This is a genomic window from Pseudomonas fluorescens, assembly GCF_004683905.1.
Classification (GTDB): domain Bacteria; phylum Pseudomonadota; class Gammaproteobacteria; order Pseudomonadales; family Pseudomonadaceae; genus Aquipseudomonas; species Aquipseudomonas putida_A.
The window spans coordinates 3,057,260-3,070,496 of the sequence record NZ_CP038438.1 but is presented as its reverse complement, the minus strand read 5'-3'; the positions used below and the strand labels follow the sequence as shown (position 1 = coordinate 3,070,496).

10 protein-coding genes are annotated in these 13,237 nt (G+C 59.9%); 8 read left to right on the top strand and 2 right to left on the bottom strand.

Annotated features, from left to right (window positions below; translation table 11 throughout):
- Positions 1-22: 22 nt before the first annotated feature.
- Entirely contained in the window at positions 23-919 is an 897-nt protein-coding gene (locus tag E4T63_RS13965; protein ID WP_027611934.1) for a helix-turn-helix domain-containing protein, read from the bottom strand.
- Positions 920-1,080: 161 nt separating this feature from the next.
- Here E4T63_RS13965 and E4T63_RS13960 point away from each other — a divergent pair, with 161 nt between their 5' ends.
- The 5 genes from E4T63_RS13960 to E4T63_RS13940 all read left to right on the top strand — a co-directional run bounded on the left by E4T63_RS13960 (position 1,081) and on the right by E4T63_RS13940 (position 7,371).
- Positions 1,081-2,439: a glutamine synthetase family protein gene (locus tag E4T63_RS13960; RefSeq protein WP_095135836.1), complete on the top strand. Its 1,359-nt coding sequence runs from the start codon at positions 1,081-1,083 to the stop codon at positions 2,437-2,439.
- A gap of 204 nt (positions 2,440-2,643) precedes the next feature.
- Complete coding sequence (locus E4T63_RS13955) at positions 2,644-3,732, top strand: polyamine ABC transporter substrate-binding protein (RefSeq protein ID WP_041063835.1); 1,089 nt, start codon at positions 2,644-2,646, stop codon at positions 3,730-3,732.
- Positions 3,729-5,030: an NAD(P)/FAD-dependent oxidoreductase gene (locus E4T63_RS13950; RefSeq protein ID WP_135295790.1), complete on the top strand. Its 1,302-nt coding sequence runs from the start codon at positions 3,729-3,731 to the stop codon at positions 5,028-5,030. Before E4T63_RS13955 ends, E4T63_RS13950 begins: the two co-directional genes overlap by 4 nt.
- A gap of 117 nt (positions 5,031-5,147) precedes the next feature.
- Positions 5,148-6,803: an intermembrane transport protein PqiB gene (locus E4T63_RS13945; RefSeq protein ID WP_135295789.1), complete on the top strand. Its 1,656-nt coding sequence runs from the start codon at positions 5,148-5,150 to the stop codon at positions 6,801-6,803.
- 16 nt (positions 6,804-6,819) lie between these two features.
- Complete coding sequence (locus tag E4T63_RS13940; RefSeq protein WP_135295788.1) at positions 6,820-7,371, top strand: PqiC family protein; 552 nt, start codon at positions 6,820-6,822, stop codon at positions 7,369-7,371.
- On the opposite strand, the gene E4T63_RS13935 is transcribed toward E4T63_RS13940, so the two are convergent.
- Positions 7,329-8,639 carry a sensor histidine kinase gene (locus E4T63_RS13935; protein WP_135295787.1) on the bottom strand — a complete coding sequence of 437 codons (1,311 nt, stop codon included), beginning with the start codon at positions 8,637-8,639 and terminating at the stop codon, positions 7,329-7,331. The two genes, E4T63_RS13940 and E4T63_RS13935, sit on opposite strands and share 43 nt — an antisense overlap.
- Before the next feature lie 316 nt (positions 8,640-8,955).
- On the opposite strand from E4T63_RS13935, the gene E4T63_RS13930 reads away from it, so the two are divergent.
- The 3 genes from E4T63_RS13930 (at position 8,956) to E4T63_RS13920 (ending at position 13,166) form a co-directional block, all read left to right on the top strand.
- Complete coding sequence (locus tag E4T63_RS13930) at positions 8,956-9,636, top strand: histidine phosphatase family protein (protein WP_098964002.1); 681 nt, start codon at positions 8,956-8,958, stop codon at positions 9,634-9,636.
- Positions 9,637-9,930: 294 nt separating this feature from the next.
- Positions 9,931-11,652 carry a lipid IV(A) 4-amino-4-deoxy-L-arabinosyltransferase gene (gene arnT / locus E4T63_RS13925; RefSeq protein WP_135295786.1) on the top strand — a complete coding sequence of 574 codons (1,722 nt, stop codon included), beginning with the start codon at positions 9,931-9,933 and terminating at the stop codon, positions 11,650-11,652.
- The gene (locus E4T63_RS13920) at positions 11,649-13,166 is read left to right on the top strand and encodes an ArnT family glycosyltransferase (RefSeq protein ID WP_135295785.1); all 1,518 of its coding nucleotides are present in this window, start codon (positions 11,649-11,651) and stop codon (positions 13,164-13,166) included. The genes arnT and E4T63_RS13920 overlap by 4 nt, the downstream gene beginning before the upstream one ends.
- Positions 13,167-13,237: the final 71 nt, after the last annotated feature.

Below are 13,237 nucleotides of genomic sequence, written 5' to 3'. Positions count from 1 at the left end.
TTTTTGCCCGTTACTGCAATCTCTAGCGTTTCAGCGTCTCGCTCGGCAGCTCTTTGAACAGCGCCCGATAACTGCTGGAAAACCGCCCCAGATGCCAGAACGACCAGCGCATCGCCACCTCAGCCACGGTGGTTTCCGTGGGCCGGCGCTTGAGCAATTCGCGGTGTGCACTGTTCAGCCGGCGCAGGCGCAACCAGTGACTCGGGGTCATCCCGGTGTAGGCCTTGAACGCCTGCTGTAGTTGCCGCAACGGCACCCCTGCGACCTTCGACAGTTCGAGCAGATTGACGGTGTCTTCCGGCGAATCCGCCGCCCACTCCCCTACTCGCTTCATGATCATCCGTTCTTCGCTACGCCGCTGTAATCCGCCGCGATCAAGACGGGTGTGTGCGTTGTCGAGGATGAACAGGCAGTCTTCGAGTAACTGCTGAGTCAGTGAGTCTTTATCAAACGGATCAACAGCTTGCGACAACTTCGTGAGAGTCGAGCTTAACCAGCGACTGAACAAGGCGTTCTGCCCGCAGTTAAGCGGTGCCATGAACAATCCTTCGAGTCTCGCCACATCCAGACCATGCTGACGGACGAATTCCGGGCCGAACACCACGGCAATTTCCTGGTAGTTCTCCGGGGTGATCCAGATGTTGCGGCTGTCTTCGTTGAGCAGATACAGCGCGTTGTCACTGCGATCGAAACAGAAGGCCAAGGCCCCCGATGGCGCGCTGAATGTCTGCTCGACGCGAGTGTTCATCTGTTCTTCGTAGACCTGCACACCCTCCAGGTCCAGATAGCGAATCTGCCCGGCGAAATGCCCGGGAGACATTTGCTGGTAATGCTGAACCCAACCCGGCGTGGCGCGGATCTGTTCGCTGACATCAGCGGTATTGAAAGCCTGAACCTGTAGCGGATTACACGTTGTCATGGGAGACCTTGCGCACTCTTTTGGTGCGCTTTGGTGCTGCTTAAAGTGGATAGATGGAACGGCAAGGCACGCCCAAGATAGTCGTCAACGCGCCACAGGGGAAGGGGCGGAAGATGAAACCCGCCCTCCCCGGCGTCTATAAAACCAATAACGAGGTCTTTATGAATGCCCCTTTCGATCAGCTGTTCACGTGGCTGAAAGATCACAAGATTACCGAAGTTGAATGTGTGGTCAGCGACCTGACCGGCATCGCCCGCGGCAAGATCGCACCGACCAACAAGTTCCTGCATGAGCGAGGCATGCGCCTGCCGGAAAGTGTGCTGCTGCAAACGGTAACCGGGGATTTTGTCGACGACGATATCTACTACGACCTGCTCGACCCGGCCGACATCGACATGGTCTGCAAACCGGTGAGCGACGCCGTGTATGTGATTCCATGGGCGATCGAGCCGACCGCCATCGTCATCCACGACACCTTCGACAAGTTCGGCAACCCGATCGAACTGTCGCCGCGCAACGTGCTGAAGAAAGTCCTGCAGCTGTACACCGACAAGGGCTGGAAGCCGATCGTGGCGCCGGAAATGGAGTTCTACCTGACCCAGCGCTGCGAAGACCCGGATCTGCCACTCAAGGCGCCGCTGGGGCGTTCGGGCCGTGCCGAAAGCGGTCGGCAATCGTTCTCGATCGATGCCGCCAACGAATTCGATCCGCTGTTCGAAGACGTCTACGACTGGTGCGAGCTGCAAGGTCTGGATCTGGACACGCTGATCCATGAAGACGGCCCGGCGCAGATGGAAATCAACTTCCGGCACGGCGACGCACTGGATCTGGCCGACCAGATCACCGTGTTCAAACGCACCCTGCGCGAAGCGGCGCTCAAGCACAACGTCACTGCCACGTTCATGGCCAAGCCAATTGGCGACGAACCCGGCAGCGCCATGCACCTGCACCAGAGCGTGGTGGAAATCGCCACCGGCAAGCCGATCTTCGCCAATGCCGACGGCACAATGAGCGAGCTGTTCCGCCATCACATCGGCGGCCTGCAGAAGTACATCCCGAAAGTCCTGCCGATGTTCGCGCCGAACGTGAACTCGTTCCGCCGCTTCCTGCCGGACACTTCGGCACCGGTCAACGTCGAGTGGGGCGAAGAAAACCGCACCGTCGGCCTGCGTGTGCCGACCTCCGGGCCGGAAGCCATGCGCGTGGAAAACCGCCTGCCGGGCGCCGATGCCAACCCGTATCTGGCGATCGCCGCGAGCCTGCTGTGTGGCTACATCGGCATGGTCGAAGGCATCGAGCCGAGCGCCGCCGTCGAAGGCCGCGCTTACGAACGCCGCAATCTGCGCCTGCCGATCACCATCGAAGACGCGCTGACGCAAATGGAAGAGTGCGACACCGTTGCGCGCTACCTGGGCAACAAATTCGTGCGCGGCTACGTCGCGGTCAAACGCGCCGAGCATGAAAACTTCAAGCGCGTGATCAGCTCCTGGGAGCGCGAGTTTTTGCTGCTGAGCGTCTGACTCCAGCACAAATCCCCTTCCTCCATGGCATGGCTTTTTGTGGGAGGGGGCTTGCTCCCGAAAGCGGTGTATCAGCCAGCTGTAATGTTGGAGGTACCGGCCTCTTCGGGAGCAAGCCCCCTCCCACAAAGAGCAGGGGAACAATGATCCATCTGAAAATCCAGAACCACCCGAAAAACTCCAATAATTCCAAGAGGTGTCGATATGCGTCTATTGAAATCCATGGTTCCCGCCGCACTGGCGCTGTTGTGCAGCACCGCAGCCCTGGCCCAGCCACAGGTCAGCGTCTACAACTGGACCGACTACATCGGTGAAACCACCCTCGCCGACTTCCAGGCCAAGACCGGGATCAAGGTGATCTATGACGTGTTCGACTCCAACGAGACCCTGGAAGGCAAGCTGCTCGCCGGCCGTACCGGCTACGACGTGGTGGTGCCATCCAACCACTTTCTCGCGCGTCAGGTGAAGGCCGGGGCGTTCCTCAAACTCGATCGCGAGCAGTTGCCGAACTGGAAAAATCTCGATCCCAAGCTGCTTGAACTGCTCGAAAAGAACGACCCGGGCAATCAGCACTCGGTCCCATACCTGTGGGGCACCAACGGCATCGGCTACAACGTCGACAAGGTCAAGGCTGTGCTCGGCATCGATCACATCGATTCCTGGGCCGTGCTGTTCGAGCCGGAAAACCTGAAGAAACTCACCCAGTGCGGCGTGTCAATGATGGACTCGGCGGACGAAGTGTTTCCGGCGATCCTCAACTACATGGGCATGGACCCACGCAGCGAAAACCCGGAAGACTATAAAAAGGCTGAAGCGAAACTGCTGAGCATTCGCCCGTACATCACCTATTTCCACTCCTCGAAATACGTTTCCGATCTGGCCAATGGCGATATCTGCGTAGCCTTCGGTTACTCCGGCGATGTGTTCCAGGCGGCCAACCGCGCCAAGGAAGCCAAGAACGGGGTGAACATCGCTTATGCGATTCCGAAGGAAGGCGCCAACCTGTGGTTCGACCTGCTGGCGATCCCGGCCGACGCCAGCAACACCAAGGAAGCCCACGCCTTCATCAATTACCTGCTCGATCCGCAAGTGATCGCCAAGGTCAGCGCTTCGGTCGGTTACGCCAACCCGAACCCGGCCGCCAAGCAGTACATGGATCAGGCGCTGGTGAACAATCCCGAGGTCTACCCGTCCCAGGCGGTGCTGGACAAGCTCTACATCTCCTCTACCCCGCCCCAGTCGATCATGCGTCTGATGACCCGGTCCTGGAGCAAAGTGAAGTCGAACAAATGAATCAGTACAGCAAAGAACACGCCCGCTCCTATTACGCAGCTTCGGCCCGGGCCAGTACGCCCTGGCCGGCACTCGACGGTGACCTCACCGCCGATGTCTGCGTGATCGGCGGCGGCTTCACCGGGGTCAACACCGCGATTGAGCTGGCGCAGCGCGGGCTGTCGGTGGTGTTGATCGAAGCCCGGCGCATCGGCTGGGGCGCCAGCGGGCGCAATGGCGGTCAATTGATTCGCGGTATCGGTCATGAGGTCGAAGGCTTTGCCCGTTACGTCGGCAATGACGGCGTGCGTTACTTGCAGCGCGCCGGGATCGATTCGGTGGAACTGGTGCGCCAGCGCATCACCGAGAACGCCATCGAGTGCGACCTGCGTTGGGGCTTCTGCGAGCTGGCCAACACTTCGGCGCAATTCGCAGCGTTCAAGGACGAACAGGTTAGCCTCGACGAACTCGGTTATCAACACCAGACCCGTCTGGTCGGCCCGGAGCTGATCCGTCAGCAAGTGGTCAACGCCGACATCTACGCGGGTGGTCTGATCGACATGGGGTCCGGTCATCTGCACCCGCTGGATCTGGTGCAAGGCGAAGCGCGTCTGGCGGCGTCCCTCGGTGTGCGAATCTTCGAGCAAAGCCCGGTGCTGCAGATCATTCGTGGCGAAACCGTTGAAGTGCGCTGCGCCACTGGCAGCGTCCGCGCCGGCAGTCTGGTGCTCGGTTGCAATGCGCATCTGGATGAACTCGAACAGCAACTCAGCGGCAAGGTCCTGCCCGCCGGCAGTTACATCATCGCCACCGAGCCGCTGTCCGAGGAACGTGCCGCGCAATTGATCCCGCACAACCTCGCGTTGTGCGACCAGAAAGTCGGCCTCGATTACTACCGGCTCTCGGCGGATCGACGCCTGCTGTTTGGCGGCGCCTGTCATTATTCCGGGCGCGATCCGGCGGACATCGCTGCCTACATGCGGCCGAAGATGCTCAAGGTCTTCCCGCAACTGGCGGACGTGCGCATCGACTATCAATGGGGTGGAAAGATCGGCATCACCGCCAACCGTTTCCCGCAGGTCGGCCGGCTCCAGCAGCAGCCGAACGTGTTCTACGCTCAGGGTTACTCCGGGCACGGCCTCAACGTCACGCACTGGTGCGCCAAGCTGCTGGGCGAAGCGATTCACGCCGGCCACAGTCAGGGCATGGATGTGTTCAGCGCGGTGCCGCACATGACCTTCCCCGGCGGCCCGGCCCTGCGTTCGCCGCTGCTGGCACTGGGCATGTTCTGGTATCGCCTGCGTGAAATCCTCGGCTGAGGCATCCACCACGTAACCATCTCCTCGCTTATTTGCTCTATCGCCAAGCACTTCTATATTGATGAAGTGCTTTTGCGTTCCTGACGCTCAGCATCCACAAAACCGAGGAGGACATGGATGAAGTCGTCAGCCGCCGATGAGCCACGAGCACCGGGTCAAGCGCCGATCAAGACGCGTCGCTTCGGTATTTCACTGGTGTGGATCGTGCCGATCGTCGCGGTGCTGGTCGGTATTTCGCTGGTGGTGCACAACCTGATGCAGGAAGGCCCGACCATCGTCGTCAACTTCAAGACCGGCAGTGGCCTGACCGCCAACAAGACCGAGGTCAAATACCGCAATGTGGTGATCGGTCAGGTGACTGACGTCGAGTTGAGCGGCGATCAGAAGAGCGTCGACGCCACGATCAAACTGGCCAAGCAGGCCGAAACCTTTACCCGCGAAGACTCGCACTTCTGGGTCGTGCGCCCGCGCATCGGCGCAGGTGGTGTGTCGGGCATCGACACCCTGCTCTCCGGCGACTACATCGGCGCCGACATCGGCCAGTCCGACAGCCGCGCCAAACACTTCAAGGGCCTGGAGAACCCGCCCCCGATCACTTACGGCGAACCGGGCAAGCGCTTCATGCTGCATGCGCCGGATCTCGGCTCGCTGGACATTGGTTCGCCGGTTTACTACCGAAAGATTCCGGTCGGTCAGGTGGTGACCTACACGCTCAACCCCGAGGGCAAGGGCGTGGACATCGAGGTGTTCATCCATTCGCCAAACGACGCGTTCGTCACCGAAAACACCCGGTTCTGGAACGCCAGCGGCATCGACATCAATGTCGGCGCCAACGGCTTTGCGGTGAAGACTGAATCGCTGTCGACCATGCTGGTCGGCGGCATTGCCTTCCGTGCGCCGGATTACAGCCCCAACGACGTTGCCGCCGCCGACGACAAGGATTTCGAACTGTTCGCCGATCAGCAGACCGCCCTCGCCCCGCCCAACGGCAAGGCGCAATACATGGTGCTGCGTTTCGATCAGTCGCTGCGTGGGCTCAAGGTCGATGCACCGGTAGAGTTTCTCGGCATGGAGATCGGCCGGGTGGTCGGCATCAACCTGGACTTCGACGCGAAAAAACGCAGCTTCCCGCTTAACGTCGGCATCGTCATTTACCCGCAGCGCCTGGGGCAGGCCTACAAAAAGATGCTGACCGAATTCAAGCACGATCCCAACGACGAAGCCGCCGGCATTCGCCTGCTTGGCACCTTCGTCGACAATGGTCTGCGCGCCCAGGCCCGCAGCGGCAACCTGCTGACCGGGCAACTGTACATTGCGCTGGATTTCTTCCCGAAAGCCGAGAAAGTTGCGTTCGACGCGACGGCTCGGCCGGTGGTCTTGCCAACCGTGCCCGGCAGCCTCGAACAGTTGCAGGAAAAACTCGAAGCCGTGGTCGACAAGCTCAACAAACTGCCGGTCGAACGGATTGCCGGCAACCTCGACAGCAACCTCGTCGAGCTGCGCAAAGGCCTGACCCAGTTCAACGCGAAAACCCTGCCAAGCGTGCAGACCACCCTGGCCGACGTCAGCAAGACCTTGCAGTCCGCCAGCTCGACCCTGGCCGAAGATTCGCCACAGCGCGAGAAACTCACCGAGACCCTCGACGAACTCGGGCGCATGTCGCGTTCGCTGCGTGAGCTGTCGGATTATCTCGGTCGCCATCCGGAATCGCTGATTCGCGGTCGTCCCGACAACGCGGCGCCGCTGGATCTGAAAGGACCGCCGCGCAATTGAGCACAGGAGCTCCCCCATGGCTTTACCGCTGAAGATCACCGTGCTCGCTGCGTTCCTGCTTTTGGGCGCCTGCCGCAGCGAGCCGATCAACTTTCACACCCTGACCCCGGTGCAACTGCCGCCGTCCCGCTCGGGCGCGCAGATTCCGATCGAGGGGATCAGCGTGCCGCCGCAGGTCGACCGCCCGCAAATCGTCATCCGTCAGGGCAACAATGGCCTGGCGATTCTGGAAACCCAGTGGTGGGGGGCGAGTCTGGCGGATGAGCTGCGCAGTGCCTTGAACGATCAACTGAGCAATACCGGCAGTCGCGGCAACGTCTCGGTGCGCATCGATGTGCAGCGTTTCGACTCGATCCCCGGCCAGTACGGGCTGATCGACGTCAAATGGCGCCTGCGTCCCAGCGGTGCGGCGGACAATGCTCTGCTGACCTGCCATTCAACCTTGCAAACTCCGTCCGGCCCGAGCATCGACGAACTGGTGGCCGCGCAACAGAACAACGTCAAACGCCTGGCTGCATTGATCAATCAAGCGGCGGGTAATTCTCGCGTCTGCCCGTCGGCCTCCTGAGCCGCCGACAGCGTGACGGTGAAACGGCAGCCGTTGGGTTCGCGAGTCACCAACTGAACCTGCCAGCGCTGATGGCTGCAGATCCGCTGCACCAGCGACAATCCCAGCCCAAGGCCTTCACCGCGCTGCTCGTCACCGCGCACGAATGGCTGGAACATCGCGTGACGTTTCTCTTCCGGAATACCGATGCCGCTGTCCTCGACCACGAAACTGTCCTTGAGCAGCGTCAAGCGGACAAAACCCTGATCGGTGTAGTGCCAGGCGTTGCGCAACAGATTGCCCATGACCGACTGCAAGAACGTCAGGTCATAACGCGTGGTGCCCGCCAGTTGCGGCTCGTAGATGAATTCCAGACCCTTTTCACGAATCAGTCGCCCCCAGATTTCCACCTGGGCGTCGGCGATCGATTTGAGTGTGCAAGTGGATTCGGTGCCAAGCTCTTCCGGCTTGCGCGCCAGCATCAAGAAAGTTTCGACCAGTTGGCGCATTTCAGCGCTGGCCCGGGCAATGCGTTTGACCTGCTGAGTGGAACGCTGATCCAGCGAGGGGTTGGCCAGCAACAGCTCGCAGGAGCTGGCCAGAATCATCAACGGTGTGCGCAGTTCATGACTGACATCACTGGTGAAGAGTTTTTCGCGGTTCAGGGTTTCGCGTAACCGGCCGAGTGTCTGGTCGAAAGACAGGGCCAGCTCCCCTACTTCATCATCGGCGTAATCCGGATGCAGGGCCGGCGCCAACGCGATCAACTGATCGCGATGACGTACCTGCCCCGCCAGGCGAATCACCGGCGCCATGACCTGCCGCGCCAACAACCTGCCGAGCGCGACCGCCAGCATGACACTGAGGATGAACCCGACTATCACCACCACGAACAGCAGGTGTTCACGCTGTTCGAAGCTTTCCTGATTGCGCAACAGCACATATTTGCGGCCACCGACCGCCTCGACCATCGCATAGAAGTCGTCGCCGTTGAGCGTGATCTCTTGAAACCCCACGGGCAGTTCCGCCAGTTGCGGCGTCAGCGCCATGGGCCCCGGGCCATTCTCGAAAAAAAACAGTTCGCTCTTTTCCGGCTCGTGCCGCCATTGATTGATGTCGTCCATCGCCAACAACCGGCGCAGTCCGCCGCTCAGCGCGGTCATGGTCAACTTGTGCTCCACGACATGCACGGTAGCCACAATGCCCATCGCGAAGACACCGGCCACCACCGCGCTCATCAAGGCGAACACAATCACGATCCGATTGGCGAGGCTTTGCTTGAGGTCCATCCGGTCCAATGACTCCAGTGCTGATGTCGGGGGCTGAAAGCAGCTGCGCCACGACGTTATCCAAAGTCGCAGCTTCGCCTCCACTGGCGCTATTGTTAAGTGGCCAAAACAAACAAAACGACTATTTGAGTTTAGTTATCAAATAGACTTTTCCGCTAATACCTGCGCTTCTCTCGCAAATTTTTCACATGTTCTTCACTGCCCCGCCACGACTCTGAACGTAGTGTTCAGCAGCCATTCAAGCAGATCCCCGTAAAGTAACTAATCTCCTGGAGCTTACGTTGCACTTTGCGTGTGAACTGAATGGAACTCGGGAATGACAAGGGGCAACGTCGTGGTTGAATTAGTACAAGTACAATCAGCGTCCAAGCGATGGGACCTGTCTCGTCCGCGCACCTGGGCAATCATTGCCGTCGGTTTGCTGCTGATCGCACTGATTTGCGGCTTCGTCTGGATGCAACGCTCGCCCCCCAACCTGCGCTATGCGAGTGCGTCGGCTACCCAGGAATGGGTGAAGGCCTGGCAGGCCGGTGAAGTCGTCGCACTGGTTCGCCACACCGAACGTTGCGACCGCTCGACCAATACTTGCCTGGGGCCGGCGGACGGTATCACCCAGGCTGGCAGCATTGCTGCAGCCGACGTCGGCCGTGGCTTTACGCAACTGGGCCTGGAAAAGACCCAGTTCTTCAGCAGCCCGTTGACGCGCACCCTGCAGACTGCGCATTACATGCTCGGCCACGATGCCGTGGCGGCGGAATGGCTGGAAACCTGTGGCCCGACGATGCGCAATGAATTGGTGGCGCACAAGACCCCGGGACAGAACATGATTCTGGTAACCCACAGCGGCTGCATCGCCGATTTTGAACGGCAGACCGGTTACCCGCGCGCGGTCGCCGCCGAATATGGCAGCACTGTTTTGGCCCGGATAGATGCACAAGGAAAACTTGATGTAATCGGCATCATGAATCCCGAAGGCTGGCAACGATTGGCCAAGTAATCATCAAACTTAGTCGAGAACAAACGGCTCGGCCAATGCTCTGGCACAGGGTATTGGCGTGTATGAAATTTGTAATAAGAAATGTTTTTTACTTTCCAGAACTGGAAATATTTCATTTTAAAGCTTGTCTTCCCGAGGAGAACTTAAAGCTGGAAGCAGACCCGTTCTCTGAATGCAGGACACGCCCCTCGGCCGTGCTCGCCTCTGCATTCATTCAACCCAGTGCCGCGCCTGCAACGGAAATCGCCGGGCCGTCACTGAAACGCACACTTTGTACTGCACCAAGGTCCAGTCATGACGTCTGAGAACAAACCGCTGCACCATGCAGCGCTGAATTTGCCGCGCCTCCACCAGAGCTCCCTGATCGAACGCTTTGCGATACCCGGGCTGGTGCTGGCATTCGTGGTGTTTTATCTGCTGCCGCTGATGACCCACGGCCTGTGGATTCCCGATGAAACCCGTTATGGGCAGATCAGCCAGGAAATGCTGCAGAGCGGCAACTGGGTGGCGCCGCACTTCATGGGCATTCGCTACTTCGAAAAACCGATTGCCGGCTACTGGATGATCGCCATCGGCCAGGCGATTTTCGGTGAAAACCTGTTTGGCGTGCGCATCGCCTCGGCACTCAGCTCCGGGGTTAGTGTGTGGCTGGCCTACCTGCTGGCCCGGCGCCTGTGGAACAACCCGCGAATCAGCGCCGCGTGCGCTCTCCTTTATATGAGCTTCGGCCTGATCGCAGGACAAGCCGGCTATGCCAACCTCGATCCGCAGTTCACCTTGTGGGTCAACCTGAGTCTGGTGGCGATCTGGTTTGCCATCGACAGCAACACCCCGCGCGCGCGGCTGGGCGGCTGGGCTTTGTTGGGATTTGCCTGCGGCATGGGCCTGATGACCAAAGGTTTCCTCGCCCTGATGCTGCCGGTGCTGATCGCCCTGCCCTACATGATCTGGCAACGGCGCTTCGGTGAACTGGTGCGTTACGGACTGGTTGCCGTGGCGGTGGCCGCGCTGGTCAGCGTGCCATGGGCACTGGCCGTGCATGCGCGTGAACCGGATTTCTGGCGGTTCTTCTTCTGGCACGAACACATCCGCCGCTTCGCCGCCGGTGAAGACGCACAGCACGCACGACCATGGTGGTTCTACCTGCCGCTGCTGTTTGCGTCCACCTTGCCGTGGGCACTGCTGTTGCCTTCGACGCTGCTGCGTACCTGGCGCGAAAAGCGTGATCCGAAAATTGCCTTCCTCGCCTTGTGGTTCCTGCTGCCGCTGGCTTTTTTCAGCGCGAGCAGCGGCAAACTGCCGACTTACATCATGCCGTGCCTGCTGCCATTGGCTCTGTTGATGGGCTACACCGTGATGAACTGGATAGCTGACCAGAACGGCCGCGTCTTACGCATCAACGGTGTGGTCAACGTAGTGCTGGCCATCGCCGCACTGATCGCGCTGATTTATCTGCAAGCGACCCGTGAAATTTACGAACACACCGAAATGTTCAGCCTGTCGCTGGGCTATATCGTGCTGCTCGGCTGGCTGATTGCCGGATCGCTGCAAGCCTTGCGCCCTCTGACGCTGTGGGCGATGCCGGCGTTGGGCATCGGCCTGCTCGTCGCATTGCTGCCAGCGGCGATGCCGGCGACCATCGTAAACAGCAAGATGCCCGATCAGTTCATTGCCGAACATCAGCAGGAACTGAGCGAAACCAGCTCGTTGCTGAGTAACGACCTGGGAGCCGCTTCCGCATTGTCATGGCGTTTGCGTCGCCCGCAAGTCGACCTGTTCAACACCGTTGGCGAGCTCAAGTACGGCCTCGATGACCCGGCCATGGCCTCACGCAAGGTCAGCCTCGACGGCGTAGGCGAATGGATGACCGAAGCGCGCAAAAAAGGCTCGGTGGGCGTGGTGATGCGCGTCAACAGCACCTCTGACGAGCAGCAACTGGAGCTGTTGCCGATAGACGGCAAGCACTACCGCCGTGGGCAGATCGAAATCCTCATCTTCAGCCAGAGCCAGCCATGACCCAGACCAGGACTGAACGGAGGCAATTGCTGCTTCTGCTGGCGGCGACTGCCCTGCTGTTATTGCTCGGCCTGGGCAGTCGCGAGCTGTGGGGACCGGAAACCCGCTGGGCCAACATCGCCTTGCAGATGCTGCAAAGCGGCGATTATTTCGACCCCTATCTCAAGGGCAGTCCTTATTACGACAAACCGCTGCTGTCGTACTGGCTGATCACCGCCACCTCGTGGTTCACCGGCGGACTGGGGCATTGGTCGTTGCGCCTGTCATCGGTGATTTCCGCGTGGTTCAGCGTGTGGCTGGTGTATCTGCTCGGCGAGCAACTGTTCCGCAAAGGCACCGGGCTGATCGCCGGCTGGATGCTGGCGACCACCTTCTATTTCGTGTTCTGGGCGCGAGTCGCCACCGCCGACATTCTCACGGTCTGCGGCGTGCTGGCGGCCGTCTGGTGGTACTGGCGCGGCCCGGATGACACCCGCTTCTGGCGCTATGTGGTGTTTTTCGGCTTGCTGTCGCTGACCTCGCTGTTCAAAGGCCTGATCGGTTTCATCCTGCCGGGGCTGGTGCTGCTGCCACACCTGCTCAGCGAACACCGCTGGAAACGTCATCTGAACCTGCGACTGTTCAGCGCGATATTGATCGCCGGGGCGTTTTACATGGCGCCGTTCCTGTTGTCTCACCTCTACGGTGCGCCCAACTACGAACAAAGCGGCCTCGGTCTGGTGCTGCGTGAAAACGTCGTGCGGTTTTTCCAGCCGTTCGATCAGTTCGGGCCGATTTACACCTACTTGATCTACCTGCCGGTTTACACCCTGCCCTGGGCACCGTGCTGGTTGATCGCCTTGTGGGTGGCCGCGCGCAACTGGAAGCACATCGAACCGGATACCCGCTGTCTGATTCAAGGGCTCGCGCTGCTGATGCTGTTCTTCACCGCCAGTGGCAGTCGCCGCAGCTATTACGTGTTGCCGCTGGTGCCCTTCGCGCAATTGCTGGGTGCCTGGTGGGTGACCCGGCGCATGGCCGCCCGCAAAAGCGAAGGCCGTGGGCTGAAGATCGGCTTCGCTGTCACTACTATACTGCTCGCTGCGGTACTGGGTGTGCTTTACCCATGGACCAACAGCGGCGGCGGTGTCATCCGCTTCGGCGAGCAGGTTCGCGAACAGGCCAGTCAGCAGGCACCGTTGAATCAATGGCGCATGGTCATGATCGAGGTCGACAACAAAGTACCGATGTACCTGCAAACCGGTGGTGCACCGTTCTACTACGTGCCGGAAACGATCGAGGACTTCCCGCACAATGGCGACACCGCGACGCTGATCGCCTGGCTGGAAAGGACCAGCGGGGAACATTGGGATCCGCAACGCACGATCTTCGTCGCGCAATATCGTTCCGGTGACGCCGTGCCACTGGATGCGCTGAAGGCTGATCATCAGGTCATCACCACCACCCCGACCCGTGGCGAACAGGTATTCCACGGGCGTGCAGACCAGAGCGTGGCTTACATTCCCCACTCCTGAGCAATGACGTTAAGACAAAAGGAGAGAGTCGCGGTAAATTTGAATGGCAATGACAAGTATTAACGGCTTCT